Raw genomic sequence first — 26,556 nt, forward strand, 5'->3', positions numbered from 1 at the left:
CAGGGCACAGTGCCCGTGATTACACTGAGGCGTCACAGCAGGACGCAACGAAGCTGACGAAGCTGAAGAAGAGGGGATCGGGATGCCGCTTTCGGAGCACGAGCAGCGCCTTCTCGACGAGATGGAGCGCAACCTCTATCAGAACGATGCCGACTTCGTGGCGAACATCAGTCAGACGCCTCGCCGAAAGCCGGCCTACCGGGCGATCGTGCTCGGGGTGCTCCTCGCCGTGATCGGCGTCGCGGTGCTCGTCCTGGGCGTCGCGATCAGCCTCGCCATCGTCGGCATCCTCGGCTTCCTCGTCATGTTCGTGGGCGTTCTCGTCGCGATCACGCCCGGGCGTCGGCGCGGCGGCGACCCGCTGTTCACCGCGCAGGGCGGAAGCGCTCAGTCCGGCAGTGGCACGCGGCAGAAGAACTCATCGGACTTCATGGACCGCCTCGGCGAGCGCTGGGACAAGCGGCAAGACGGCGACCGCTAACCCGCCACCTCCACTTTCCTCCCGCGCGAACACCGCCGCGCCGGCGGCGAATGCGCAGCTCAGGGTCGACCCTTTCGGGTCGGCCCTTTTTTGTGCACGATTTCCGCCCCGGGCCGCTCATGTCCCTCCACCGTCCTCCACCAGGCTTCTGCCGCGGAATTCCGCGGCTCTTGGATGAGAAAAGACCCCCAAAACTAGCTTCAAATCCTTGCGAGTGGAAGGAAGTGGAGTAACGTGGGGCTCGCTGGGTCAGACCGGCACCGCGGTTCGCATTCGGGGAAGGGAGGCGCCGCGCATGTTCCTCGGCACCTACGCCCCGAAGCTCGACGACAAGGGCCGCGTGATCCTCCCCGCGAAATTCCGCGCAGAGCTCGCCGGGGGAGTGGTCCTCACCCGTGGTCAGGAACGCTGCATCTACGTCTTCAGCCAGGAGGAGTTCAGCTCGATGCACGAGAAGATCCGCCAGGCCCCCGTGACGAGCAAGCAGGCCCGCGACTACCTGCGCGTCTTCCTCTCCGGCGCGAGCGACGAGACGCCCGACGCCCAGAACCGCATCTCGATCCCGCCGGCGCTGCGCGCATACGCGGGACTCACCAAGGAACTCGCCGTGATCGGCGCGGGCAGCCGCGCCGAGATCTGGGACGCCAAGGCCTGGGAGGCATACCTCGCCGACCAGGAGAGCGCGTTCGCCGACACCGCGGAGGAGGTGATCCCCGGCCTCTTCTGAGCCGCAGGCTGTGACTCCCAGCCATCCGCTTGCCTTGGCCGACTTCCCCGCGGCCAAGTCAGAACCACAAGGATGGATGGGGATCACGGCAGGTGGCAGGCCGATTTCTCACCATGGATGCCTCACAGCTGCACGTTCCCGTCATGCTCGAGCGCTGCCTCGAGCTGCTCGCCCCGGCGATCGGCCGGCCGAACGCCGTCGTCGTCGACGGCACCCTTGGCCTCGGCGGCCACTCGGAGGCCATGCTCGAGCGCTTCCCCGGCGTGACGCTGATCGGCCTCGACCGCGACCCCGAGGCGCTGCGCCTCGCAGGGGAGCGGCTCGCACGGTTCGGCGACCGGTTCCGGCCGGTGCACATCACCTACGACGGCATCGACACCGCCATCCGTGAGCTCGGCTTCGAGTCCGTCGACGGCGCGCTGTATGACCTCGGCGTCAGCTCGATGCAGCTCGACCTGCCCGAGCGCGGCTTCTCGTATGCGAAGGACGCGCCGCTCGACATGCGCATGGACACGACGGCAGAGCTCACCGCAGAGCGCATCGTCGCCGAGTACCCGGAGACCGAGCTGCGGCGCATCTTCCGCGACTACGGCGAAGAGAAGCTGGCGCAGCGATACGCCTCCTGGATCGTGAAGGCCAGGGCGCAGCATCCGATCACCCGCACCATGCAGCTCGTCGACGTGCTGCAGGCGGCGACGCCGGCCGCGATCAGCAAGCAGGGGCACCCGGCCAAGCGCGTCTTCCAGGCGCTGCGCATCGAGGTGAACCAGGAGCTCGCCGTGCTCGAGCGGGCGATGCCCCGGGCGGTCGACGCGCTGAACGTCGGCGGCCGGCTCGTCGTCATGTCGTATCAGTCGCTCGAGGACCGCATCGTCAAGCGGGTCTTCCAGGCCAGGTCGCGCTCGACTGCCCCCGCGGGGCTGCCGGTCGAGCTGCCGGAGCACAAGCCGGAGCTCAAGCTGCTGACCCGCGGCGCCGAGCTCGCGAGCGACGAAGAGAAGCAGCGGAACCCGCGCAGCGCCCCGGTGCGACTGCGCGCGGTCGAGCGTGTTCGAGAACTGCTGAGGGGGGCCTCATGAGCATGAACGGCAACACCGCGGTCATCGACACCGCCATCGACACCGCCATCGACACCGCCGCCGAGGGGGTCGAAGAGCACCCGTGGGTGTCGCAGCTGCCGCTGCCGAACCGCGAGCAGCGCAAGCGCGGCCTGCTCGCCCCCGTCGAGACGCCGGTCGCCCACGCACAGCGGCCGAAGCTGATGTACGCCGGTATCGCCGTCGCCGCTCTCGTGCTGATCGTCATCGCACAGCTCGCCCTGAGCATCGGGGTGTCGAACGGCGCGTACGAGCTCAACTCTCTGCAGCAGCAGCAGAAGCAGCTCGATCGCGACCAGCAGGCGTCGTCCGAGGCCGCGGACAAGCTGTCGAGCCCGCAGAACCTCGCCGCCAACGCCAACGCGCTCGGCATGGTGCCGAACGGGTCGCCGGTCTACCTGCGTCTCTCGAACGGGGCCGTGGTCGGCTCGCCGACGGCCGCCGCGCCCGCGGCGAAGAGCGGCAGCGCCGGCACCGGAAGCCAGCTCGTGCCGAACGCGCTGATCAAGGGTGTTCCGCTGGTCAACGCGAAGACGGGGCCGTCGCCCTCTGAGGTCGCGACGGACAAGGCATCCCTGCCCACTGCCTCACAGCAAACCGGAAGCAAGCCGTCCTCCGGCACACCGGCGGCGAATGTCAACCCGCAGCAGCACGGGCCCGTAGCGTGGAGCGGGCCGCTGCCCGCGCCAGCGACGCACTAGTACGACGACGAGGGGAGATCAGGTGAGGGCCACGAAGTCGACGAGGCGCCGCACTTCGATCGCCCTTCTGATCGTTCTCGCCGTGGTGGCGAGCCTCGTCTACAAGCTGTTCGACATCCAGGTCGTGCACGCGAGCGCGCTCACGGCGCAGGCGGCCGAGCGCCGCGGCACCGCGATCACGCTCTACGGGGCGCGCGGCGACATCGTCGGCGATGACGGCACGGTGCTCGCCGGCAGCGTGCTGCGCTACGACTTCATCGCCTCGCCCGTCAACGCGCTGAGCGCGTACACGGATGCCTCGGGCAATGCGCTTCCGCAGGACCAGGCCCTCGCGAAGCTCGCCGCTGACCCCGTGCTCGCGAAGCTCTCGAAGGTCACGGGCACGCCCGTCGCCACGTTCATGACCGCGTTCAGGAACGCGCTCAAGGCGAACGCCCAGTCGCAGTACGCGCCACTCATCAAGAACGCCGACGTGCCGACCTTCAACAAGATCGAGGCGCTGAAGATCGCGTGGCTGACGCCGGTGAGCCACCCCGCGCGCACGTACCCCGACGGCGCGGTCGGCGGGAACATCGTGGGCTACGTCAACTCCGCGGGGGCAGGCGCCGAGGGGCTCGAGCAGCAGTACCAGAAGTGCCTCGTCGGCGAGAACGGCGAAGAGACGTATCAGGCCAGCCGTGACGGCGTCGCCCTGCCGGGCAGTACCAAAGTGACGAAGCCCGCGAAGCAGGGCGGCACCCTCGTGACCACCCTCGACCCCGACCTCAACTGGTTCGTCAACCAGAACCTGGCCGCCTCGACCAAGCAGCTGGGCGCCGAGTTCGCACAGGGCTCTGTGGTCGACATCAAGACCGGCGAGATCAAGGCGGCGGCCCAGTACCCCTCCGTCGACCCGAACAACATCGAGTCGGTTCCCGCCGCGTACCGCAGCACGTCGATGATGTTCTCGAGCATGTTCGAGCCCGGGTCGACCTTCAAGTCGCTGACGGCGGCGGCGATGATCGACTCGGGCTACGCAACGCCTTCCTCGCACGTCGTGACGCCCGACAGTTACTCGGATCCGAGCAAGGGGGTCCGGTTCAGCGACGCCGAGTACCACCCGGTCGAGGACATGACTCTCACCGGCATCCTGATGAACTCGTCGAACGTCGGCATCTCGCTGCTCGGCAAGAGCATGTCGGCGCAGACGCGCTATGAGTACTACAAGAAGTTCGGCATCGGCAGCCCGACCTCGGTGGCCTTCCCCGCCCAGGCAAGCGGCATCCTGACGAAGCCGAGCACGTGGGACAACCAGACGTACTTCACGACGATGTTCGGCCAGGGTGTCTCGGCGACCATGGCGCAGATGGTGCAGGCCTACCAGGCCATGGCGAACGACGGAGTCATGGTGCCGCTGTCACTCGTCAAGGGCTGCAAGCAGGCCGACGGCACGATGACGGACGTTCCGAAGAAGACGACGACGCGAGTGATCAAGTCGTCGACGTCGAAGACGATGCTCGACATGCTCGAGTCCGTGCCGCAGAAGAACGCCAGCGACGCGGCGCTGAAGACGCCCGGGTACCGCCTCGCAGCCAAGACCGGAACCGCGCAGGAGCCCGACGGGCACGGCGGCTATCGGCAGGGCTTCTACATCTCGGTCATGGGCATGTTCCCCGTCGACAACCCGCAGTACCTCGTCGACGTGAACATCGGCTTCCCCGCCGGCAATAAAATGTCGTATGCGGCGACGCCGCTGTTCCACACGATCATGAGCCAGGTCTTGAAGACCTACCGGGTGAGCCCGTCGAACAGCGCCCCCAGCGATCTGCCTGTTACCCACTGATGAGCCCCACGAGTTTGGCCGCATGATCCAACTGACCCTGACCGAGATCGCCGACGCCGTCTCGGGAACCCTGCACCTCGGCGAGAGCGGCGTGAGCGCCGACCAGCCCGTCACCGGGCTGTCGTACACCGACTCGCGTGAGGTGGTGCCCGGCGGCATCTTCTTCGCGAAGCCGGGGGAGGCCACGGACGGCCACCTGTTCGCACCGCAGGCCGCCGAGAACGGGGCGGCGGTGCTGATCGTCGAGCGGGTGCTGCCCGATCAGGCATCCGTGCCCCAGATCGTCGTCGCGGACGTGATCGACGCCCTCGCGGCGCTGGCCGCCGAGGTCGTCGCGCGGGTGCACGCGAAGGGTGCGCTCAAGGTCGTGGGCATCACCGGCTCGAACGGCAAGACCACGACGAAGAACCTGCTCGCCAGCATCCTGACGCCGCTCGGCGAGACCGTCGCGCCCAAGGAATCTTTCAACAACGAGGTCGGCGCGCCCGTGACGATGCTGCGCATCACCGAGTCGACGCGCTTCCTCGTGTCGGAGATGGGCCTGTATGCGCCCGGGGCCATCACCCGGCTGGCGGCGATGGCGAAACCCGACCTCGGCGTGGTGCTCAAGGTCGGTCTCGCGCACGCCGGCGGCTACGGCGGCATCGAGGGCGTCGCCCGCGAGAAAGCCGAGATGGTCACCCACCTGCCGGCAGACGGCGTCGCCGTGCTGAACATCGACGACCCGAGGGTGGCGGCCATGGCCGAGAAGACCACCGCGGGCGAGGTGCTCTGGTTCGGCTTGGGCCGGGGCGCACAGGTCACGGCGCGCGACATCACTCTGAGCGCCGACGGCACCGCCTTCACGCTCGTCCTGCCCGGAGGAGCGGAGGCGCGCGTCTCGTTCCGCGTCCTCGGCGAGCATCACGTCATGAACGCGCTCGCGGCGGCGGCTGCCGCCCACGCGCTCGGCGTCGGCATCGACGACATCGTCGCGGGTCTGCAGGCCGTCACGCGCGCCGAGCGCTGGCGCATGGAGGTGCTCGGCGGCCGCGACGGCATCACCGTCATTAACGACGCCTACAACGCGAGCCCTGACTCGATGGCTGCCGCCCTGCGCACGCTGGCGAAGCTCAAACGACCGGGTGGCCGCACGATCGCCGTCGTCGGCGAGATGGCGGAGCTCGGCGAGTTCGCGGGCGAAGAGCACGACAGGGTCGGCCTCGACGTCGTCGTGCTGGGCATCGACCGCCTGGTCGTGGTGGGCGAAGGCGCCCGCCGGGTACACGTCTCTGCGATGCGCGAGGGCACGTTCTTCTCAGATGAGTCGCAGTTCGTCGAGACCGCCGACGAGGCGTTCGAACTCGTGCGCGCCCTGGCGCAGCCGAACGACACGATCCTCGTGAAGAGCTCGAAGGTCGCGGGTTTGCGCTTCCTGGGTGACCGCCTGGGAGAATCGTTCTCGTGAGGACTCTTCTGACCGCGGGTGCGCTCTCCCTGGCCTTCTCCCTGTTCCTCACGCCGCTGTTCGTCAAGCTGTTCCACCGGCTTCAGCTCGGCCAGTTCATCCGCGACGACGGCCCCCAGTCGCATCACGCCAAGCGCGGCACGGCGACCATGGGCGGCATCATCATCATCCTGGCGACGCTCTTCGGGTTCTTCGCCGCATCGCTGATGTTCCCGGGCGACGGCATCTCGCCGAGTTCGCTGCTCGTGCTGCTGATGCTCGTCGGCATGGGCGCCGTGGGCTTCGTCGACGACTTCCTCAAGGTGCGCAACCAGCGCAGTCTCGGTCTCGGCGGCTGGGCGAAGGTGGCGGGCCAGGTCGTGGTCGCGACGCTGTTCGCGGTGCTGGCGATCCAGTTCCCCAACCGCGAGGGCTACACCCCGGCATCCCTCGGGATCTCTGCCGTGCGCGACGTGCCCGCCCTCGATATCGCCCGCATCGCGACGGCGGTGCCGGCGATCGCGATCATCCTGTATCTGATCTGGGTCAACTTCCTGGCGGCCGCAACCACCAACGGCGTGAACCTCGCCGACGGGCTCGACGGCCTCGCCCCTGGGGCCTCGATCCTCGCGATCGGGTCGTTCATCTTCATCGGCTTCTGGCAGTTCAACCAGTCCTGCTTCAGCGCGACGATCGACCAGGACAACCTGAGCAAGTGCTACACGACCAACGACCCGCTGTCGCTCGCGATCGTGGCGGCCGCGATCACGGGCGCCCTGGTCGGATTCCTGTGGTGGAACACGAACCCCGCGCAGATCTTCCTCGGTGACACCGGCTCGCTCGGGCTCGGTGGCGCCCTGTGCGCGCTCGCGGTGCTCACCCACACCGAGCTGCTGCTCATCCTCATCGGCGGCCTGTTCGTCATCGAGGCCGGCTCGGTCATCCTGCAGCGCGCGTACTTCAAGATCACGCACGGCAAGCGCATCTTCCTGATGACGCCGATCCACCACACCTTCGAGCTCAAGGGGTGGGCAGAGGTCACGATCGTGGTGCGGTTCTGGATCATCGCGGGCCTGCTCGTCGCCGCCGGCGTCGGCACCTTCTATCTCGAGTGGTTGAGCGTCAGTTGACGGGCCGGCATGCGGGCGCCGTCGATTTCGAGGCGCTGAATTCGTGGCATACGGATGCCTGGAAAGGCCTGCGCGTCGCCGTGTTCGGCCTCGGTAAGACCGGGTTCTCTGTGGCCGACACGCTGGTCGAGCTCGGCAGCGAGGTGCTCGTCATCACCCAGCAGGCGGACGATGAGCGAGCGCGGCTGCTCGAGGTGATCGGCGCGGAGCTCGTCGTCGACGAGAGCCTCGACGTGCTCGCCGGCGGCCCGCCTCAGCGGCTGCTCGACTTCGACCCCCAGCTCGTGGTCGCCAACCCCGGCTTCCCACCCTCGCACCCCCTGTTGCAGTGGGCGGAGGGCGAGGCCGCACTGCCCGTCTGGGGCGACATCGAGCTCGCGTGGCGCCTGCGCGACAAGGTGGCTCGGCCAGACGGCACGCCCGTCGAATGGATCACCATCACGGGCACCAACGGCAAGACCACGACGACGCAGCTCACGGCGACCTTCCTCGCAGCGGCGGGCCTGCGCGCCGCGCCCGCGGGCAACATCGGGATTCCGGTGCTCGACGCCATCCGTGACCCGCAGGGCTTCGACGTGCTCGTGATCGAGCTGTCCAGCCACCAGCTGCACCGCATCAACCTCACGGGCGACGGGCACGGGCCGGCGGGCGAGCTGCACCCCTACGCCAGCGTCTGCCTCAACATCGCCGAGGACCACCTCGAGTGGCACGGCTCGTTCGAGGCCTACCGCGCCGCGAAGGCGAAGGTCTACGACAACACCAAGGTCGCCTGCGTCTACAACAAGGCCGACGAGGTGACCATGCGCATGGTCGAAGACGCCGACGTCGAAGAGGGCGCGCGCGCCATCGGCTTCGGACTCGGGGTGCCAGGGCCGAGCGACTTCGGCGTGATCGAGGGGATCCTCGTCGACCGGGCGTTCCTCGACGAGCGGCACCACACGGCGCTCGAGCTGACCACCGTCGACGAGCTCACGGCGGCGGGCCTCTCGGCGCCGCACGTCATCGCGAACATCCTCGCGGCCGCCGCCCTCGCCCGCTCGTACGGGGTCGAGACCGGCGTGATCCACGAGGCGCTCAAGACGTTCCGTCTCGACGCGCACCGCATCGAGACGGTGGCCGTCGCCGACGGCGTGACCTGGGTCGATGACTCGAAGGCGACCAACCCGCACTCGGCGGATGCCTCTCTGAAGGCGTTCCCGTCGGTGGTGTGGGTCGTCGGCGGGCTGCTCAAGGGTGTCGAGGTCGACGAGCTCGTCGCCGCGCACGTCGAGCGCCTGCGCGGGGCGGTGCTGATCGGCGCGAACCGCGACGAGCTGCGGGCGGCGTTCCAGAAGCACGCCCCTGAACTGCCGCTGTTCGAGGTCGAGGGGATCGGCGCCGGCAAGGGAGCCGCCGTCATGGACGCGGCCGTGCGGTTTGCGGCATCCCTCGCGCGCGACGGCGACACCGTGCTGCTCGCTCCTTCTGCCGCATCGATGGATCAGTTCACCGACTACGCAGACCGCGGCAAGCGGTTCGCCGAGGCGGTCAGAAAGCACCTCTCAGGCGAGCAGCCCTAAGTCGTCGCCAGGTTCAGCGGCCTCACTCGGCGGGATTTCACCGAAATCGGCGACCGTTCGCACCAGGCACTTGCGGCGGCACGGTGATTTCCGGGTGACTCTCCATCAGACACCCATTTGGTACGTCAGCCAAATGAGTGTCTGAGAGAAAGTGTCTTTGCGGCGCTGCCCCCGACCTCGTAGCGCCCACACTGTCGACAGAATGAGAGCGTGAACGTTCATCTGCGACCATGGCGTGCCGAAGATGCCCCGGCGCTGCTGACGGCACAGCATTCGAACTCCGACCTTGACTCACAGTTCGGCGACGCCGAGGTCGCAAATGAGGCGCAGGCCGTCGAGTACATCCAATCGACTCTGCGGTTTGGCGATGCGTTCAAGAACTGGGCGATTGTGGTTGACGATCTTGCTGTCGGAAATGTGGGACTTGCGCACATCGAGCGCAGGCACGACACCGCGTGGGCGCACTACTGGCTCGGGGCCGGTGCGCGCGGCCATGGGTACGCTTCGCGGGCGCTCGCAGCAGTCGCCGGCTGGGCGTTCTCCGACGGCCTGTATCGGCTGGAGCTCGGTCATCGTGTCAACAATCCCTCGTCGTGCCGGGTGGCGACGGCGGCCGGATTCGTTGCAGAGGGGTTGGAGCGCCAGAAGCTTCGCTACGGAACAGAGCGATTCGATGTTGAGACGCACGCCCGCCTGGCGACTGATCCGGTTCCAATGATTTCCGGTATGACAGTCGCCAGCTGAACTGCCGACCGAGCATCGAGTACGGGGTAGCCGCGGTTTCGACGGCCGCTTGGTCGCGACTTCTGCGTACTCGTTTCGGCAGAGTCGCGAGTACTGCGTACTCGATGGGCGCGGCGCTCTCAGGCGACTCGCAGTAGCGCCCTCGGCGTGCCGAGCCGGGGCGCGCGGCATCCGTTTGTGAGGATGGCCACGTGACTTCGCAGGCCGACCAGAGCAGGGCGCCGCGCTTCGGTGTCGGCGCTCGCGCAGCCGGCCGCGCAGACCACGGCACCCTCGACGGCGGGCAGCGCGCGCGGGCGGCGATGCACACCGCGCGCATCTCGCTCGGGCGCGTCTTCGAGGCGGAATCCGCCAACTACTTCCTGCTGCTCGGCCTGACGCTCTTCATGGTCGCCTTCGGCCTGCTGATGGTGCTCTCGTCGTCGTACGTCGCCTCGCACGCCGACGGCTCGAGCTTCTTCGCGAAGTTCATGAACCAGGGGCTGTACGCGATCATCGGCGTGCCGATGATGCTCGTGGTCTCACGCATCCCGTCGTGGTTCTGGCGCAAGTGGGCCTGGCTCGGGGTGATCGGCACCTGCGTGCTGCAGGCGCTGGTCGTCTTCACCCCCCTCGGCTACGGCATCAACAACAACACCAACTGGCTGAAGCTCGGCCCGATCCTGTTCCAGCCGTCAGAGCTGATCAAGATCGCGCTCGTGCTGTGGATCGGCATGTTCCTGACCCGCAAAGAGCTGCGGCTGCGCCAGTTCGGCCAGGCGCTGCTGCCCGCGCTGCTAATCGCGCTCATTCCGCTGTTCCTGATCATGAAGGGCGACGACCTCGGCACGACGATGATCGTCGGCCTCATGCTGATCGGCGCGCTGTTCTTCGCGGGAATCCCGCTCTGGCAGCTGCTGCTCACCGGGTCGTTCGCCGGTGCCGCCGCGTTCGTGCTGGCGTTCTCGTCGGCGAACCGCACGCACCGCATCATGGCGTTCCTGCACCCGGAGAAGGCCGACCCGAACGGCGACGGCTACCAGGTGCTGCAGGGCCAGTGGGGCATGGCGAACGGCGGCATCTTCGGGGTCGGACTCGGCAACTCGCAGTCGAAGTGGAACTGGCTGCCGGCCTCATCGACCGACTTCATCTTCTCGATCACGGCGGAGGAGCTCGGGCTGATCGGCGCGGTGCTCGTGCTTCTGCTGTTCGTCGCGCTCGCGTTCGTGCTGCTGCGCATCATCCGCTCGGCGAAGACCGTGTTCGCGCGCACCGTCACCGGCGGCGTCATGGTCTGGATCATCGGCCAGGCCATCGTCAACATCGCCGTGGTTGTGGGGCTCTTCCCCGTGCTCGGCGTCCCTCTGCCGCTGATCTCGTCGGGCGGCACGGCGCTGATCTCGACCCTGGCGGCGCTCGGCATCGTACTGTCGTTCGCGCGCGAGGAGCGCAGGGCGGCCAGGCTCACCCGACCGAGTGCCCCGGTGGCCCGGGCTACCGTTAACCGGTGACCTATCTGCTCGCCGGCGGCGGAACCGCCGGCCACGTGAACCCGTTGCTGGCCACCGCAGACAAGTTGCGTGAGCTGCATGCCGCCGATGCGATGGGCGCGACGGATGCCGGCGCCGGCGCAGCCGAGATCGTGGTGCTCGGCACAGCTGAGGGCCTCGAGGCGCGCCTCGTTCCGCAGCGCGGCTACGAGCTCGTGACGATTCCGAAGCTGCCGTTCCCCAGGCGCCCGAACGGCGCCGCTCTGCGTTTTCCGGGCCGCTGGTGGGCGGCCGTCCGCCAGATCGAGAAGCTCATCGCCGACCGCGGCATCGACGTGGTCGTCGGGTTCGGCGGCTACGCGGCCGCACCGGCGTACCTCGCGGCGCGCCGCACGAAGACGCCGCTCGTGCTGCACGAGGCGAACGCGAAGCCCGGCCTCGCGAGCCGACTCGGCTCGCGCCTCACCGAATCGGTCGGCGTCGCGTTCCGCGGCACGCCGCTGCCGCACGCGCGGTTCGTCGGAATGCCGCTGCGTCCTGAGATCGAGCGGCTCGACCGCGCGGCCGCCCGCTTCGGGGCCCGCCAGCGCTTCGGGCTCGACGACCGCCCCGCGCTCCTCGTCACGGGCGGCTCGCTCGGCGCCCGGCGCATCAACCGCACGATGCTCGACTCTGCGCAGCGCGTGCTCGACGCCGGCTACCAGGTGCTGCACATCCAAGGCGGAGCGCACGAATTCGACGATCCGGGGCTGCCGGGCTACCACCTGATCGACTACGTCGACGACATGGACCAGGCGCTGTCGGCGTGCGACGTCGTGGTCAGCCGCGCAGGCGCCGCGACCGTCAGCGAGCTGACCGCGCTGGGGATGCCTGCCGTCTACGTGCCGTACCCGGTCGGCAACGGCGAGCAGCGCTTCAACGCCGCCGACGTGGTGAGCTCGGGCGGCGGAATCCTCGTCGAGGACCGCGAGTTCACGCCGGACTGGGTCGAGGCGCAGCTGCTGCCGCTGCTGAAGGACGAGGGGCGACTCGCTGAGATGGCCGCGGCCGCGGCATCCGTCGGCGTCCGTGACGGCGCCGAGCGGCTGGTCGCGCTGATCGACGCCGCCGCTGACGGCGCTGCCTGAACGCCTCACGAACACCGCAAGGAGATACTGGAACCCGTGATCAAGCCCGACCTGTCGTTGCCGCTGCCCGAGACCATCGGGAAGGCGCACTTCGTGGGCATCGGCGGTTCTGGCATGAACGGCATCGCGCGGCTGTTCCTCGCCGCCGGCATTCCCGTGACCGGCTCCGACCGTGCGGAGAGCGAGTACACCCGCACGCTCACCGAGCTCGGCGCGGGCATCCACGTCGGCCATGACGCCGCCAACGTCGGCGACGCCGACACGCTCGTGGTCACGGGTGCGCTCTGGCAGGACAACCCCGAGTACCAGTACGCACTGGCGCACGGAATGCCCGTGCTGCACCGCTCGCAGGCGCTCGCGTGGCTCGCGCGCGGCAGCCGCCTCGTGGCGGTCGCCGGTGCGCACGGCAAGTCGACGACCACGGGGATGATCTCGACCGCGCTGCTTGCGGCAGGCGCCGACCCGAGCTTCGTGAACGGGGCGGTGATCGAGGGCCTCGAGACGAGCGCGCGGCACGGCGGCTCCGGACTGTTCGTGATCGAGGCCGACGAGTCCGACGGCTCGTTCCTGCTCTACGACACCGCCGTCGCGCTCATCCTCAACATCGACGACGACCACCTGGACCACTACGGCTCCTACGCCGCCGTCGAGGACGCGTTCGTGACGTTCGCCGACCGCGCGCGCGAGCTCGTCGTGATCTCCGCCGACGACGCGGGCGCCCGTGCGGTCGCCCCGCGCATCTCGCATCGGAACGTCGTGACGTTCGGCGAATCCGAGGGCGCAGATGTGCGGGTCACCTCGATCACCGCAGACGGCCCCGTCGCGTTCACCCTCGAGTGGCAGGGGGCGAGCTATGACGGCCGCCTGCGCGTGCCCGGGCGGCACAACGCGCTCAACGCCGCGGGAGCGTTCGCCGTGCTGACTGCATTGGGCGTCGAGCCCGAGACCGCCATCGAGTCGCTCGAGTCGTTCGGCGGCACGCACCGCCGCTTCGAGCTGCACGGCACAGTCGGGGGAGTGAGCGTCTACGACGACTACGCCCACCACCCGGCCGAGGTGAAGGCGGTGCTCGAGGCGGCCCGCTCGGTCGTCGGCGACGGGCGCCTCATCGCCGTGCACCAGCCGCACACCTACAGCCGCACGCAGCGCCTGGCGCAGGAATTCGCCGACGTGCTCGAGCAGTACGCCGACGAGACGGTCGTGCTCGACGTGTTCGGCGCACGCGAGGATCCCGTGCCCGGCGTCACCGGCGCCCTCGTCTCCGAGCGCTTCCATGACCCGTCGAAGGTCGAGTTCATCGCCGACTGGCAGCAGGCGGCGGACTTCACGGCGCAGTTCGCCCGCGACGGCGACTTCGTCATCACGCTCGGCTGCGGGAACGTCAACCTGATCGTGCCCCAGCTTCTCGAGGCACTCGAGCAGACGAAGGCCTGACGCGGTGAGGCGGCCCAGCGGTCCGGCGCAGCGGACACCACCTCAGCCCAGCGCCCCCGTCACGCGCGAGTCCGGGGCACGCGACGAGCCTGCTCGCCCGATCGACCTGCGTGAGCGCCGGGACGCCCTCGCGCAGTCGCCGACGCCTGCCGAGTCGACGCGGGGCGACTCGTCGAAGCGCGACGAGCAGGCGCGAGCGGATGCCGGTGCCGGGCGTGCCGGCGACGCGAAGCCCGCCTCGGCCTTCTCGACCTGGCGCGAGATGCGCCGCGCGATCGCAGCGCGCCGCCGTGTCGAACGCAGCGAGGCGCGGCGCTTCACCGCCCGCACGCGCCGCCGGCGGCAGCTGCAGCTCGGGATCGCCGCGTTCGTCTTCGTCGTGCTGTGCGGCGCTGTGATCAGCGCGTATTCGCCGATGATGGCGCTGCGTCACATCGAGGTGGTGGGCACGCACAGCGTGAAGGCCGCCGACGTGCAGCGCGCGCTCTCCGGCGAGCTCGGCACGCCGCTCCCACTCGTCAAGTCGAGCGATGTGCGCCACGCGCTCGACGACTTCCGCCTCATCGAGTCGTACAGCACGCAGCTCGAACCGCCGTCGACGCTCGTGGTGCGCATCACCGAGCGCACGCCGCTCGGGGTCGTGAAGCAGGGTTCGACCTATGAGGTCGTCGACCAGGCAGGCGTCGCCCTGTCGGCATCGTCGACGGCGCCCGCCGGGCTGCCGACCATCACGGTGCCGAGTGGCCAGCGGCCCGAGGATTCGCCGGGCTTCGCCGCAGCGGCATCCGTCATCGCGTCGCTGCCCACAGCGGTTCGCTCGACCGTGACCGGCGCGAGTGCGACGAGCGCGAACAACGTGACCCTCGTGCTACGGGGCGGCAAGCACGTCGTGTGGGGCGGAACGGGGCAGATGGAGCTCAAGGCGGCAGACCTTCAGGCTCTGCTGAAGGGTGCGCCGCACGCTTCCGTCTACGACGTGTCGAGCCCGCGCGCCCCGATCACGCGCTGAGCGCACCGGTTTTGGGACGAATGGGGCGACACGCGCAGATACACGGCGGGCGTTCGGATGCTTCCCCCTACTCTCAGTGAAGGAAATGCATACCGAGCATAACTTTTACCCTCTACCTGAGGTTGAAGGTTCACAGCGGAGGCCAGAGCGTGAGCACTAACCAGAACTACCTCGCCGTCATCAAGGTGGTCGGCATCGGCGGCGGCGGCGTCAACGCCGTCAACCGCATGATCGAGCTCGGCCTGCGCGGGGTCGAGTTCATCGCCATCAACACCGACGCGCAGGCGCTGCTGATGAGCGACGCCGACGTCAAGCTCGACGTGGGCCGCGAGATCACCCGCGGCCTCGGCGCCGGCGCCGACCCAGAGGTGGGGCGCCGCGCTGCCGAAGACCACGCAGAGGAGATCGAAGAGGCGCTCGCCGGCGCCGACATGGTCTTCGTCACCGCCGGTGAGGGCGGCGGCACCGGCACGGGTGGTGCTCCGGTCGTCGCGCGGATCGCGAAGTCGATCGGCGCTCTGACCATCGGTGTCGTCACGAAGCCGTTCAGCTTCGAGGGCAAGCGCCGCGCCGACTCGGCCGCCGCCGGCGTCGCGCGCCTCAAGGAAGAGGTCGACACCCTCATCGTCGTTCCGAACGACCGCCTGCTCGAGATCAGCGACCGCGGCATCTCGATGATGGAGGCCTTCACCACGGCCGACCAGGTGCTGCTCGCCGGTGTGCAGGGCATCACCGACCTGATCACGACCCCTGGTCTGATCAACCTCGACTTCGCCGACGTGAAGTCGGTCATGCAGGGCGCGGGCTCCGCGCTCATGGGCATCGGCTCGGCGCGCGGCGCCGACCGGGCGATCAAGGCGGCCGAGCTCGCCGTCGCGAGCCCGCTGCTCGAGGCATCCATCGAGGGCGCCCGTGGCGTGCTGCTGTCGATCCAGGGTGGCAGCAACCTCGGCATCTTCGAGATCAACGACGCGGCCCGCCTCGTGCAAGAGGTCGTGCACCCCGAGGCCAACATCATCTTCGGAACCGTCATCGACGACACGCTCGGTGACGAGGTGCGCGTCACGGTCATCGCCGCGGGCTTCGACGGCGGCGAGCCCAACGCGAAGTCGGACCCCGGCGCCCACCGCGCAGAGCCCGCGCTCACCGTCGACCCCGCGCCGAAGGCGGCTGCGAGCGAGGACACCGCAGCGCTCGCGCCTGAGGACCTTCCTGTCGCCGCGTGGGAGCCGACCTCGGCCCCCGAGACGCCGACGCTGCCCGCAGACCGCGACTTCGATGACGCCGACGGCATCGACATTCCTGATTTTTTGAAGTGAGCAGAGTTCGGCCTGTCCGGCCGGGATCCCTGAAGTAGAGCATTGCCTGATCTTGCAGAGCGGCTCGCCGCTGTGCGAGCAGACATCGTGGATGCCGCACGGGCGGCCGGCCGGAGTGAGGACGAGCTGACGACCATCGTCGTCACGAAGTTCCACCCGGCCGAGCTCGTGCGCGAGCTGCACGCGCTCGGCGTGCGGGACGTGGGCGAGAACCGCCATCAGGAGGCCGCGGCGAAGGCATCCGACCTCGCCGACCTCGACGACCTCACCTGGCACTTCATCGGCCAGCTGCAGTCGAACAAAGCCAGGCAGGTGCGGCGCTACTCGCACATCGTGCACTCGGTCGATCGGCCGGCGCTCGTCGACGCCCTCGCGCGCCGCGAGAGTGACCCCGACGGCGAGACCGTTGACGTGTTCCTGCAGCTGAACCTCACCGACGATCCGGGGCGCGGCGGGGTGGCCCCGGCCGGGCTCGAGGCGCTCGCGGAGCACGCCCTCGCGGCCCCGGGCATCAGGGTGCGGGGCGTCATGGCGGTCGCACCGCTGGGGGAGGAGCCGCGTGCCGCGTTCGCACGCGTGCGGCAGGCATCCGATCGCCTGCGCTCGCTCGCGCCGGACGCGACCGCGATCTCTGCGGGCATGTCCGGCGATTTCCGCGAGGCGATCCTCGAGGGCGCGACACACCTTCGCATCGGCACCGCAATCACGGGTTCCCGCCCGGCCCCGCGTTAATCTGGCGCAGTCAGCAGTTAAAGCTGCGGCACACGGCGCACTTGCAACGGAGGACGAAATGGCCAACCCGCTGAAGAAGACCATGGTCTACCTCGGTCTCGCGGACGAAGAGTTCGAGTACGAGGAAGAGCAGCCCCGTGAGAGCGTCGCTGCACCGCGGGCCCAGCCCCACGCCCCCCAGCAGACGGCTGCCGCCGCCGCTCCCGCGCCGCAGCCGCGCGTCGAGCGCGCCCCGGTCGTGCCGATTCGCAAGAACACCCCGGTTCGAGCACAGGCGGTTCCTGAGATGAACGAGATCCTCACGGTGCACCCGCGCCAGTACCGCGACGCGCAGGCGATCGCCGAAGCCTTCCGTGACGGCATCCCGGTGATCATCAACCTGTCGCAGATGAACGACAGCGACGCACGCCGCCTCATCGACTTCGCGAGCGGTCTGTCACAGGGCCTGCTGGGCAAGATCGAGCGCGTGACCAACAAGGTCTTCCTGCTGTCGCCGCAGCACGTGTCGGTTCTCGGCGAGCAGAAGGCGGCGGGCGAAGGCGACTCGTCGTTCTTCAACCAGGCCTAGTCCGGCCAGGTTCGCTCCAGAAGCCTCCGCGATACTTCTAGGGTGCTTGCCGTCGCGATCATCGCCAGCATCGTCTACTACCTGCTGCTGATCTACTTCCTCACCATGTGGGCGCGCTTCGTGCTTGACCTCGTGCGTGCGCTGCGCCGCAGCTGGCGCCCGCGCGGCGCCGGGCTCGTGGCCGCCGAAGCCGTCTACACCGTGACAGACCCGCCGATCCGCCTGTTCCGCAGGCTGCTGCCGCCCGTGTCCTTCGGGGCGGTCGCACTGGATTTCGGCTGGCCACTGACGATGCTCTGCGTCGTGATCCTCATGTACATCGTCGGACTGTTCCCGCACCAGTTCTGAGCGCCGTGAGCGCGATGAACGGATGCTGACGGCCAGTCTGATTTGCTAGGTTTGGTCAAACACGTCCCTGACGTTCCCGATTCGAAAGCTAAGGGTGGAAAGCCATGGCGCTTACTCCGGAAGACGTAGTCAACAAGCGGTTCCAGCCGACGAAGTTCCGCGAGGGCTACGACCAGGACGAGGTCGATGACTTCCTTGACGAGGTCGTCGTCGAGCTGCGTCGCCTCAACCAGGAGAACGACGAGCTGAAGCAGCGTCTGGTCGCCGCTGACTCGCGCGTAGCCGAGCTGCAGCGCAGCGGTTCGAACGCCGCGCCGGCCGCCGCTCCGACCCCTGCCGTCGCTCCTGCGCCCGAGCCCGCGCCGGTCGCCGCCGTTCCGGTCGCCGCGCCGTCGCCCGTCGACGAGACGCAGAGCACCAACAACCTGCTGCAGCTGGCTCGCCGCCTGCACGAAGAGCACGTCGCCGAGGGCAAGGCCAAGCGCGACGAGCTCATCGCCGACGGCCACGCGACTGCTGCGCGTCTCGTCGCCGAGGCCGAGTCGAAGCAGAAGGAGCAGATCGCGATCCTCGACAAGCAGCGTGCTGCGCTCGAGACCAAGATCGACGAGCTGCGCAACTTCGAGCGCGACTACCGGGCGAAGCTGAAGAGCTACATCGAGGGCCAGCTGCGCGACCTCGACGCCTCGGGCAGCAGCGCTCCGCAGAACACCGGCGCTCAGGTGGCTCAGAACACCGGCTCCGCCCCGAGCTACCAGGGCTTTGGAGCGTAGCGCCGCCGCGAAGGTCAGCGTTCGCGCGATCGTCGTCCTCGCCGCCGTAGCCGTCTTCGTTCTCATCGTCGACCAGGTGGCCAAGGCACTGGTTCTCGCGCACCTCACAGAAGGCGAGCAGGCCCCCGTTCTCGGGAGCCTGCTCGTCTTCCTGTTCACGCGGAACCCCGGCGCGGCTTTCTCCATCGGCACCGGCTCGACGTGGATCTTCACGATCATCGCGATCGGCGTCTTCGTGTTCGTCGTCTGGTACGCGCGACGCATCCGCTCCGTGTGGTGGGCGATCGTGTTCGGCCTGCTGCTCGGCGGCCTGCTCGGCAACCTGTACGACCGCCTGTTCCGCCCGCCCGGGTTCGGCCAGGGCGAGGTGATCGACTTCATCAAGATCCCGCTGCTGCCGGCCATCTTCAACCTGGCGGACTCGGCGATCGTCGCCGCGATGGCGCTGTTCCTGATCCTGACGCTGGTGGGTGTCGGGCTCGACGGGCGGCGTGCGGGAGCCGCCGAAGCGGTGCCCGAGGGCCACGCAGAGTCAGGCTCCGCTGAGGTCGCCGACACCGCGGCGACGGATGCTTCACCCGCACGGCCCGTGTCAGAAGAGCGCCACGATGGAGACGCGTAGCTACCACGTCCCCGACGGCCTCGAGGGCAGCCGGGTCGACGCCGGCGTCGCGCGGCTGCTGGGATTCTCGCGCTCGTTCGCGGCCGACGTCGCCGAGGCCGGGGGAGTGCTGCTCGACGGGAAGCCTGTCGGCAAGAGCGATCGGCTGACGGCCGGCTCGTGGCTCGAGGTCTCGTGGGAGGAGCGGCGCGGCCCGGTCGTCGAGGCGATTCCGGTGCCCGAGCTCAAGATCGTCCACGACGACGATGACCTGGTCGTCGTCGACAAGCCGTTCGGCGTCGCGGCACACCCGTCCGTCGGGTGGGAGGGGCCGACGGTCGTCGGCGCGTTGGCGGCGGCGGGGTACCGCATCTCGACCTCGGGCGCCGCCGAGCGCCAGGGTGTCGTGCACCGCCTCGACGCGGGCACCTCTGGTCTGATGGTGGTCGCCAAAAGCGAGTACGCCTACACGATGCTCAAGCGCGCGTTTCACGACCGCACGGTCGAGAAGATCTATCACGCCGTCGTTCAGGGGCACCCGGACCCGCTTGCCGGCACGATCGACGCGCCGATCGGCAGGCATCCCAAGTCTGATTGGAAATTCGCCGTGATCTCGGGCGGCAAGCCGTCCGTCACCCACTACGAGACCATCGAGGCGTTCCCGTCGGCGAGCCTGCTCGAGATCCACCTCGAGACGGGGCGCACGCACCAGATCCGCGTGCACATGGCGGCGCAGAGGCACCCGTGCGCGGGCGACACGCTCTATGGTGCAGACCCGACCCTGTCGGCGCGGTTGGGGCTCACGCGGCAGTGGCTGCACGCCGTGCAGCTCGGCTTCGAGCACCCGGGCACGGGGGAGTGGGTGCAGTTCACCACCGACTACCCGGCCGACCTGCAGCACGCGCTCGACGTGCTGAGCGAGTAGCGGCTCGAGCGGTCCTAGCCGGCGAGGTAGGCCGCGAGCACCTCGGCTGCGACCTGCGGGGTGCGGTCGGGGCGCAAGGGCCGGACGTGCCGCCCGTGAATGAACTGGAGTCCGGCGATGATGGTCCAGGCGCGGAGCACGTGGTCGTCAAGCTCGACTGTGAGATTCGCGCGATAGCCGTCGATCAGGGCAGCGACGAGCGCACGGCGGATGCCGGTGCGGCCGAGGTCGAGCAGCCCGATGAACACCGCGCGCCCGATGTCCAAGCCGAACGGGCTGAGGCTCGCTGTCTCCCAGTCGATCAGCGTGCCCTGCTCGCCGTCGTCGAGGTAGTTGCCGCTTCCCGGGTCTCCATGAGTGATGACGAGATCGTGGACGTCGGCGACGCGTTCGATGGCGGCGGAGATCTCGCGGCGGAGTTCGCCGTCCAGCAAGTGCGCGACGACCGACAGCCGCCGGTCATGATCGCCGGCGAACTCGGCAGCGGAAACCGTGGCGAGCGGCCACCCCGCTGTGTCGACGGATGCGAGCGTCGCGAGGTCCCGCCCGAAGCGCCGCCATCCGTCCGGCGTCACGGGGCGCTCGCCGGCCTCACGGCTGAGCACGAGCACTTCTGAGCTGTCGGGGCCGGTCGCCGCGGCGATGACCTTGGGCGCTCGAACCCCTCGCGCTCCGAGGAATGTCAACGCCGCCGCCTCCTCACGCAGCCTCCCGTGGTTCCGCTGGGTCTTGACGACGACCTCGCGACCGTCGGCCATGACCCCGTACCGCGTCTCGTTCTTCGAGCCACCCGCGGTGCGGTGACCCAAGGTCACCAGCGTGCCGCCCGCGAGCTCCAAGGTCGTCATCGCCCGAGCATCCAGAAACAGACAGGACGAGCGCGAACGCTCGATTGACAAGTGATGGCCGCGGCCGAAGCCTACGGTGCACCGCCGCGGAACCCGCCGCGCATTCCGCCCCGTCGAGAAGTGCCGGAGCGTCGTCACGTGGCACTGGCGACGACATCGCGGCACTTCTCGCGTGAACCCTCAACCAGCGCTTGACGCGTGTCGCAGCGTGGGCGCGTGTGACGCCCTGCGATGTCGGCGGCGTATTGCAGAATCGATGACATGGCTTCCGACTCGTTCGTTCATCTGCACGTGCACAGCGAGTACTCGATGCTCGACGGCGCCGCCCGTGTCGGCGAGCTGCTCGACGCCGCGGTCGAGCAGAAGATGCCCGCGGTGGCGGTCACCGACCACGGCAACATGTTCGGCGCCTTCGACTTCTGGAAGCAGGCGACGGGCAAGGGCATCAAGCCGATCATCGGCGTCGAGGCGTACCTGACGCCCGGTACCCACCGCACCGACAAGACCCGTGTGCGCTGGGGCGACGGCGGCGGCGACGATGTGTCGGGCTCTGGCGCCTACACGCACATGACGATGTTCGCCGAGACGACAGAGGGCATGCACAACCTCTTCCGGCTCTCGTCGCTGGCCTCCATCGAGGGCTACTACTTCAAGCCCCGCATGGACCGCGAGCTGCTGAACACCTATGCGAAGGGCATCATCGCGACGACCGGCTGCCCGTCGGGCGAGGTGCAAACCCGGTTGCGGCTGGGCCAGTACAAAGAGGCGGTCGCGGCCGCTGCCGAGTTCCGCGACATCTTCGGCAAAGAGAACTTCTATGCCGAGATCATGGACCACGGCCTCGGCATCGAGCGGCGCGTCATGGGCGATCTGATCAAGCTCGCGAAAGACCTCGGGTTGCCGCTCGTCGCCACCAACGACTTGCACTACACGCACGCCGAAGACCACACCAGTCACGCCGCGCTGCTGTGCGTGCAGTCCGGTTCGACGCTCAACGACCCCAACCGCTTCAAGTTCGACGCCGACGAGTTCTATCTGAAGTCGCCTGAGCAGATGCGGCAGCTGTTCCGCGACCACCCCGAGGCATGCGACAACACCCTCGCGATCGCCGAGCGCTGCAACGTCGAGTTCGAGATGTCCACCGGCAAGTACATGCCGAAGTTCCCCGTTCCTGAGGGCGAGACCGAAGACAGCTGGTTCGTGAAAGAGGTCAACGCCGGCCTCGAGAAGCGCTACCCGGGCGGCATCCCGGACAAGGTGCGCAAGCAGGCGGACTACGAGATCGGCATCATCACGCAGATGGGCTTCCCCGGCTACTTCCTCGTGGTCGCCGACTTCATCAACTGGTCGAAGAACAACGGCATCCGGGTGGGGCCCGGCCGCGGTTCTGGCGCCGGTTCCATGGCCGCATACGCGATGCGTATCACCGACCTCGACCCGCTCGAGCACGGCCTCATCTTCGAGCGCTTCCTCAACCCCGACCGCGTCTCGATGCCCGACTTCGACGTCGACTTTGACGACCGCCGCCGCCTCGAGGCGGTGAAGTACGTCACCGAGAAGTACGGCGCGGAGCGCGTAGCGCAGATCGTCACGTATGGCACGATCAAGGCGAAGCAAGCCCTCAAGGATGCCGGGCGGGTGCTCGGCTTCCCGTTCTCGATGGGTGAGAAGCTCACGAAGGCGATGCCTCCGGCGGTGATGGGCAAAGACATCCCGCTGTACCAGATCTTCGACAAGAACAGCCCGCGCTACAAAGAGGCGAGCGAGATCCGCGCCGTCGTCGAGAACGACCCAGAGGCGAAGACGGTCTTCGACACCGCGCTCGGACTCGAGGGCCTCAAGCGCCAGTGGGGTGTGCACGCCGCGGGTGTGATCATGTCGAGCGACCCCATCATCGACATCATCCCGATCATGAAGCGCGAGCAGGACGGGCAGATCGTCACCCAGTTCGACTACCCGGCCGCGGAATCCCTCGGCCTGATCAAGATGGACTTCCTGGGCCTCAGGAACCTGACGATCATCAGCGACGCGCTGGACAACATCAAGGCGAATACCGGCACAGATCTCGACCTCGAGGGGCTCGCGCTCGACGACCGCGCCGCATACGACCTGCTCACGCGCGGCGACACACTCGGCGTCTTCCAGCTCGACGGCGGGCCGATGCGCGCGCTGCTGCGGCAGATGAAGCCCGACAACTTCGAAGACATCTCGGCGCTCATCGCCCTGTACCGCCCGGGCCCCATGGGCGCGAACTCGCACATCAACTACGCGCTACGCAAGAACGGCCTGCAAGAGGTCACGCCGATCCACCCCGAGCTGGAAGAGCCGCTGAAGGACATCCTCGACACGACCTACGGCCTGATCATCTATCAGGAGCAGGTCATGGCCATCGCGCAGCGGGTCGCAGGCTTCTCGCTCGGCCAAGCCGACATCCTGCGCCGCGCCATGGGCAAGAAGAAGAAGTCCGAGCTGGACAAGCAGCAAGAGGGCTTCTACGCCGGCATGAAGGAGCGCGGCTACTCGAAGGCCGCGATGGACAAGCTGTGGGAGATCCTGCTGCCGTTCTCCGACTACGCCTTCAACAAGGCGCACTCGGCGGCATACGGCGTCGTCTCCTACTGGACGGCCTATCTCAAGGCGCACTACCCGGCCGAGTACATGGCCGCCCTGCTCACGAGCGTCGGGGACTCGAAAGACAAGATGGCGCTCTATCTCAATGAGTGCCGCCGCATGGGCATCAAGGTGCTGCCGCCCGACGTGAACGAGTCGATCGGATTCTTCGCGGCAGTCGGCGCCGACATCCGCTTCGGCCTCGGCGCCGTGCGCAACGTCGGCATGAACGTCGTCGACGGCATCGTCGCGGCACGCACCGAGAAGGGCCGGTTCGAGTCGTTCCACGACTTCCTCAAGAAGGTTCCGCTGCACGTCGCGAACAAGCGGACGGTCGAGTCGCTGATCAAGGCGGGAGCGTTCGACTCGTTCGGGGCATCCCGCCGTGCCCTGCTCGAGATCCACGAGGGCGCGGTCGAATCCGTCGTGAACGAGAAGCGCGTCGAGGCGACGGGCCAGGCGGGCTTCGATTTCGACCTGCTGATGGCGGACGCCGCGGCAGACAGCGGCACCGGCCCGATCTCGGTCGTGCCGGAGCGGCCGGAGTGGAGCAAGCGCGACAAGCTCGCCTTCGAACGCGAGATGCTCGGGCTGTACGTCTCCGACCACCCGCTCGCGGGCCTCGAGCTCGATCTGGCGAAGCAGGCGTCGACCTCGATCACCGACCTCACCACGTCGGATGCCACGCAGGACGGCGACCAGGTGACCATCGCGGGCCTGGTGACCGGCGTGCAGCATCGCGTCGCGAAGCAGTCGGGCAACCAGTACGGCATCATCACCGTCGAGGACTTCGGCGGCGAGATCCAGGTCATGTTCATGGGCAAGGCGTACCAGGAGTTTGCACCGGCGCTTGTCGCCGACTCGATCGTCTCGGTGCGCGGCCGCGTCTCGATGCGCGACGACGGCATGAATCTGCACGCGTACAACCTCGTGACGCTCCAGTTCGAGCAATCGGGCGGCGTCGCCGGCCCGCTCGTCATCACGATGCCCGAGCAGCGGGCGACCGTCGACGTCGTGACAGAGCTGGGCAACATGCTGATTCACCACGCCGGTGAGAACGAGGTGCGGCTACGGCTCACTCGTGGGGCAGTGGCGCGCGTCTTCGAGTTGCCCTACAAGGTCTCGGTCTCGCCCGACCTGTTCGGTGAGTTGAAGGGGCTGCTCGGGCCGGCCTGCCTCGTGTGAGCAGGCGCGTCCTCCTCCGCGGACAGCTCCCAAAGCCGAGGCACGGGAGGGCTCTTCCGGCAGAAGACCCTCCCTAGCGTGCGTCTTGGGCGGAAGCCTGCCGCCCGCGCGCCGGTAGGCTTGGCGGCATCATGATGCGCACGATCGACCTGCGCGGAATCGACCTGGCAACGGCCGACCTCCGCACCCTGGTGCCCCGCCCCGTCGTCAACATCGAGGTCGCGTCGCAGGCCGCGGGGGAGCTCATCGCGGCCGTGCGCGAGCGCGGCTCCGACGCGCTGCTCGATCAGTCCGAGCGCTTCGACGGCATCCGCCCGCAGTCCCTGCGCGTGCCTGCCGACGCGATCGCGGCGGCCGTCGACGGGCTCGACCCCAAGGTGCGCGCCGCGCTCGACGAGGCGATCGCGCGCGTGCGCAAGGGCAGCGCCGCCCAGGTTCCCGCGCCACAGACCACTACGCTCGCCGACGGCGCGACGGTGTCGCAGCGCTGGCAGCCGGTCGATCGAGCCGGCCTGTACGTCCCGGGCGGCAAGGCCCCGCTGGCCTCCAGCGTCATCATGAGCGCCGTGCCCGCACAGGTCGCCGGCGTGCGTTCGCTGCCGCTCGCGAGCCCCGCGCAGAAGGAGTTCGGCGGCCTGCCGCACCCCACGATCCTCGCGGCGGCCGGGCTGCTCGGCGTCGACGAGGTGTGGGCCATGGGTGGCGCCGGCGCGATCGGGGCGCTGGCCTACGGCGTTCCGGACGCGGGCCTCGAGCCCGTGCAGATCATCACGGGCCCGGGCAACATCTACGTCGCGGCGGCCAAACGCCTCGTGCGGGGCGTCGTCGGCATCGACGCAGAGGCCGGCACCACCGAGATCCTGATCATCGCCGACGAGACGGCGAGCCCGACGCTGGTCGCCGCCGACCTGCTCAGCCAGGCCGAGCACGACGAAGCGGCGGCGAGCGTGTTGGTCACCGATTCGCCTGAGCTGGCGGATGCCACGGCCGAAGCCCTCGAGAAGCTGGTGGCCGCCACCGCGAACTCGCAGCGGGCTGCCACGGCCCTTGCCGGTCCGCAGTCGGCCATCATGCTCGTCGACGGCGAAGCGGCAGCGGCCGCGATCAGCAACGCCTACGGGCCGGAGCACCTCGAGCTGCACACGGCAGACCCGCGCGCGACGCTCGCGAACATCACCGACGCCGGCGCGATCTTCCTCGGCAATTACTCGCCGGTGAGTCTCGGTGACTACATGGCCGGCTCCAACCACGTGCTGCCGACCGGCGGTGCCGCGCGGTTCTCCTCCGCCCTCGGCGCCTACTCGTTCCTGCGCCCGCAGCAGATCATTGAGTACGACCGCCCGGCGCTGGCATCCGTTCGTGATCGCATCATCGACTTCGCCGGGGCCGAAGCCCTGCCCGCGCACGGCGAGGCGGTTGCTGTGCGTTTCGACGGCTAGGGTCTAAGCCATGTTCTGCCCGTTCTGCCGCCACCCCGACTCCCGCGTGATCGACTCACGCACGAGTGACGACGGGCTCTCGATCCGGCGCCGCAGGCAGTGCCCGGAATGCGGCCGGCGCTTCTCGACGATCGAGACCGCGAGCCTCAACGTCATCAAGCGCTCTGGCGTCGTCGAGCCCTTCAGCCGCGAGAAGGTCATCGCGGGCGTGCGCAAGGCGTGCCAGGGGCGCCCCGTGACCGACACCGATCTCGCGATCCTCGCGCAGAAGGTGGAAGAGACGATCCGTGCGACGGGCGCCTCGCAGATCGACGCGAACGAGATCGGGGTCGCCGTGCTGCCCGAGCTGCGCGAGCTCGACGAGGTCGCCTTCCTGCGCTTCGCGAGCGTCTACCAGGCCTTCGACTCACTCGACGACTTCGAATCGGCGATCGCCCAGCTGCGTCGCGATCACGCGCGGACCGCCGACTGAGCCGCGGGCT

At 68.6% G+C, this 26,556-nt stretch carries 24 protein-coding genes; 23 read left to right on the forward strand and 1 reads right to left on the reverse strand.

Going from position 1 to position 26,556, the window contains the following annotated elements:
* Positions 1–82 precede the first annotated feature (82 nt).
* The 20 genes from ABD736_RS00840 (at position 83) to ABD736_RS00935 (ending at position 19,992) form a co-directional block, all read left to right on the forward strand.
* A complete protein-coding gene (locus ABD736_RS00840; RefSeq protein ID WP_344789846.1) occupies positions 83–481 on the forward strand; it encodes a DUF3040 domain-containing protein in 399 nt (132 codons plus the stop codon).
* Between the two features lie 295 nt (positions 482–776).
* Positions 777–1,208 carry a division/cell wall cluster transcriptional repressor MraZ gene (mraZ, locus tag ABD736_RS00845; RefSeq protein WP_344789847.1) on the forward strand — a complete coding sequence of 144 codons (432 nt, stop codon included), beginning with the start codon at positions 777–779 and terminating at the stop codon, positions 1,206–1,208.
* A gap of 113 nt (positions 1,209–1,321) precedes the next feature.
* On the forward strand, positions 1,322–2,287 hold the full coding sequence (gene rsmH, locus ABD736_RS00850; RefSeq protein ID WP_344792181.1) for a 16S rRNA (cytosine(1402)-N(4))-methyltransferase RsmH: 966 nt from the start codon (positions 1,322–1,324) through the stop codon (positions 2,285–2,287).
* Entirely contained in the window at positions 2,284–3,006 is a 723-nt protein-coding gene (gene ftsL, locus ABD736_RS00855; RefSeq protein WP_344789848.1) for a cell division protein FtsL, read from the forward strand. The genes rsmH and ftsL overlap by 4 nt, the downstream gene beginning before the upstream one ends.
* Positions 3,007–3,028: 22 nt before the next feature.
* Positions 3,029–4,828, forward strand: a complete 1,800-nt coding sequence (locus tag ABD736_RS00860; protein ID WP_344789849.1) for a peptidoglycan D,D-transpeptidase FtsI family protein — start codon at positions 3,029–3,031, stop codon at positions 4,826–4,828.
* Between the two features lie 22 nt (positions 4,829–4,850).
* Positions 4,851–6,275 carry a UDP-N-acetylmuramoyl-tripeptide--D-alanyl-D-alanine ligase gene (locus ABD736_RS00865; protein ID WP_344789850.1) on the forward strand — a complete coding sequence of 475 codons (1,425 nt, stop codon included), beginning with the start codon at positions 4,851–4,853 and terminating at the stop codon, positions 6,273–6,275.
* Entirely contained in the window at positions 6,272–7,384 is a 1,113-nt protein-coding gene (mraY, locus tag ABD736_RS00870) for a phospho-N-acetylmuramoyl-pentapeptide-transferase (protein ID WP_344789851.1), read from the forward strand. Before ABD736_RS00865 ends, mraY begins: the two co-directional genes overlap by 4 nt.
* Positions 7,366–8,943 (forward strand): UDP-N-acetylmuramoyl-L-alanine--D-glutamate ligase, encoded by a 1,578-nt coding sequence (gene murD / locus ABD736_RS00875; protein ID WP_344789852.1) that lies wholly within the window; start codon positions 7,366–7,368, stop codon positions 8,941–8,943. The genes mraY and murD overlap by 19 nt, the downstream gene beginning before the upstream one ends.
* A 210-nt stretch (positions 8,944–9,153) precedes the next feature.
* Positions 9,154–9,687 carry a GNAT family N-acetyltransferase gene (locus ABD736_RS00880; protein ID WP_344789853.1) on the forward strand — a complete coding sequence of 178 codons (534 nt, stop codon included), beginning with the start codon at positions 9,154–9,156 and terminating at the stop codon, positions 9,685–9,687.
* Positions 9,688–9,878: 191 nt separating this feature from the next.
* Positions 9,879–11,177: a putative lipid II flippase FtsW gene (ftsW, locus tag ABD736_RS00885; RefSeq protein WP_344789854.1), complete on the forward strand. Its 1,299-nt coding sequence runs from the start codon at positions 9,879–9,881 to the stop codon at positions 11,175–11,177.
* Positions 11,174–12,283, forward strand: coding sequence for a UDP-N-acetylglucosamine--N-acetylmuramyl-(pentapeptide) pyrophosphoryl-undecaprenol N-acetylglucosamine transferase (locus ABD736_RS00890; RefSeq protein ID WP_344789855.1), 1,110 nt, complete (start codon positions 11,174–11,176; stop codon positions 12,281–12,283). The genes ftsW and ABD736_RS00890 overlap by 4 nt, the downstream gene beginning before the upstream one ends.
* A 36-nt stretch (positions 12,284–12,319) precedes the next feature.
* Positions 12,320–13,717: a UDP-N-acetylmuramate--L-alanine ligase gene (murC, locus tag ABD736_RS00895; protein ID WP_344789856.1), complete on the forward strand. Its 1,398-nt coding sequence runs from the start codon at positions 12,320–12,322 to the stop codon at positions 13,715–13,717.
* Between the two features lie 4 nt (positions 13,718–13,721).
* A complete protein-coding gene (locus tag ABD736_RS00900) occupies positions 13,722–14,726 on the forward strand; it encodes a cell division protein FtsQ/DivIB (protein ID WP_344789857.1) in 1,005 nt (334 codons plus the stop codon).
* Between the two features lie 149 nt (positions 14,727–14,875).
* On the forward strand, positions 14,876–16,045 hold the full coding sequence (gene ftsZ / locus ABD736_RS00905) for a cell division protein FtsZ (RefSeq protein ID WP_344789858.1): 1,170 nt from the start codon (positions 14,876–14,878) through the stop codon (positions 16,043–16,045).
* A gap of 42 nt (positions 16,046–16,087) precedes the next feature.
* Positions 16,088–16,777, forward strand: a complete 690-nt coding sequence (locus ABD736_RS00910) for a YggS family pyridoxal phosphate-dependent enzyme (protein WP_344789859.1) — start codon at positions 16,088–16,090, stop codon at positions 16,775–16,777.
* 58 nt (positions 16,778–16,835) lie between these two features.
* Complete coding sequence (locus tag ABD736_RS00915; RefSeq protein WP_344789860.1) at positions 16,836–17,345, forward strand: cell division protein SepF; 510 nt, start codon at positions 16,836–16,838, stop codon at positions 17,343–17,345.
* A gap of 42 nt (positions 17,346–17,387) precedes the next feature.
* Positions 17,388–17,693: a YggT family protein gene (locus tag ABD736_RS00920; protein ID WP_344789861.1), complete on the forward strand. Its 306-nt coding sequence runs from the start codon at positions 17,388–17,390 to the stop codon at positions 17,691–17,693.
* A 104-nt stretch (positions 17,694–17,797) separates the two neighbouring features.
* The gene (locus ABD736_RS00925; protein ID WP_344789862.1) at positions 17,798–18,466 is read left to right on the forward strand and encodes a DivIVA domain-containing protein; all 669 of its coding nucleotides are present in this window, start codon (positions 17,798–17,800) and stop codon (positions 18,464–18,466) included.
* Positions 18,456–19,088: a signal peptidase II gene (gene lspA / locus ABD736_RS00930; RefSeq protein ID WP_344789863.1), complete on the forward strand. Its 633-nt coding sequence runs from the start codon at positions 18,456–18,458 to the stop codon at positions 19,086–19,088. Before ABD736_RS00925 ends, lspA begins: the two co-directional genes overlap by 11 nt.
* A complete protein-coding gene (locus ABD736_RS00935) occupies positions 19,075–19,992 on the forward strand; it encodes an RluA family pseudouridine synthase (RefSeq protein WP_344789864.1) in 918 nt (305 codons plus the stop codon). Before lspA ends, ABD736_RS00935 begins: the two co-directional genes overlap by 14 nt.
* A gap of 14 nt (positions 19,993–20,006) precedes the next feature.
* On the opposite strand, the gene ABD736_RS00940 is transcribed toward ABD736_RS00935, so the two are convergent.
* The gene (locus tag ABD736_RS00940) at positions 20,007–20,840 is read right to left on the reverse strand and encodes a phosphotransferase (RefSeq protein WP_344789865.1); all 834 of its coding nucleotides are present in this window, start codon (positions 20,838–20,840) and stop codon (positions 20,007–20,009) included.
* A gap of 261 nt (positions 20,841–21,101) precedes the next feature.
* Here ABD736_RS00940 and dnaE point away from each other — a divergent pair, with 261 nt between their 5' ends.
* From dnaE to nrdR, 3 genes are all read left to right on the forward strand, one after another.
* Positions 21,102–24,635: a DNA polymerase III subunit alpha gene (dnaE, locus tag ABD736_RS00945; RefSeq protein WP_344789866.1), complete on the forward strand. Its 3,534-nt coding sequence runs from the start codon at positions 21,102–21,104 to the stop codon at positions 24,633–24,635.
* Positions 24,636–24,766: 131 nt separating this feature from the next.
* Complete coding sequence (hisD, locus tag ABD736_RS00950) at positions 24,767–26,074, forward strand: histidinol dehydrogenase (protein WP_344789867.1); 1,308 nt, start codon at positions 24,767–24,769, stop codon at positions 26,072–26,074.
* A 10-nt stretch (positions 26,075–26,084) separates the two neighbouring features.
* A complete protein-coding gene (gene nrdR, locus ABD736_RS00955; RefSeq protein WP_344789868.1) occupies positions 26,085–26,546 on the forward strand; it encodes a transcriptional regulator NrdR in 462 nt (153 codons plus the stop codon).
* Positions 26,547–26,556 lie beyond the last annotated feature (10 nt).

Source organism: Gryllotalpicola daejeonensis (assembly GCF_039538145.1).
Classification (GTDB): Bacteria; Actinomycetota; Actinomycetes; order Actinomycetales; family Microbacteriaceae; genus Gryllotalpicola; species Gryllotalpicola daejeonensis.

Bases quoted from the DNA above. Each gene is read 5' to 3' on its own strand.
- ABD736_RS00915 (WP_344789860.1), top strand. From the start codon at position 16,836: ATGGCCAACCCGCTGAAGAAGACCATGGTCTACCTCGGTCTCGCGGAC.
- nrdR (WP_344789868.1), top strand. From the start codon at position 26,085: ATGTTCTGCCCGTTCTGCCGCCACCCCGACTCCCGCGTGATCGACTCA.
- ABD736_RS00940 (WP_344789865.1), bottom strand. From the start codon at position 20,840: ATGACGACCTTGGAGCTCGCGGGCGGCACGCTGGTGACCTTGGGTCAC.
- hisD (WP_344789867.1), top strand. From the start codon at position 24,767: ATGATGCGCACGATCGACCTGCGCGGAATCGACCTGGCAACGGCCGAC.
- rsmH (WP_344792181.1), top strand. From the start codon at position 1,322: ATGGATGCCTCACAGCTGCACGTTCCCGTCATGCTCGAGCGCTGCCTC.
- ftsL (WP_344789848.1), top strand. From the start codon at position 2,284: ATGAGCATGAACGGCAACACCGCGGTCATCGACACCGCCATCGACACC.
- ABD736_RS00935 (WP_344789864.1), top strand. From the start codon at position 19,075: ATGGAGACGCGTAGCTACCACGTCCCCGACGGCCTCGAGGGCAGCCGG.
- ABD736_RS00925 (WP_344789862.1), top strand. From the start codon at position 17,798: ATGGCGCTTACTCCGGAAGACGTAGTCAACAAGCGGTTCCAGCCGACG.
- ABD736_RS00840 (WP_344789846.1), top strand. From the start codon at position 83: ATGCCGCTTTCGGAGCACGAGCAGCGCCTTCTCGACGAGATGGAGCGC.
- ABD736_RS00865 (WP_344789850.1), top strand. From the start codon at position 4,851: ATGATCCAACTGACCCTGACCGAGATCGCCGACGCCGTCTCGGGAACC.
- mraZ (WP_344789847.1), top strand. From the start codon at position 777: ATGTTCCTCGGCACCTACGCCCCGAAGCTCGACGACAAGGGCCGCGTG.
- dnaE (WP_344789866.1), top strand. From the start codon at position 21,102: ATGGCTTCCGACTCGTTCGTTCATCTGCACGTGCACAGCGAGTACTCG.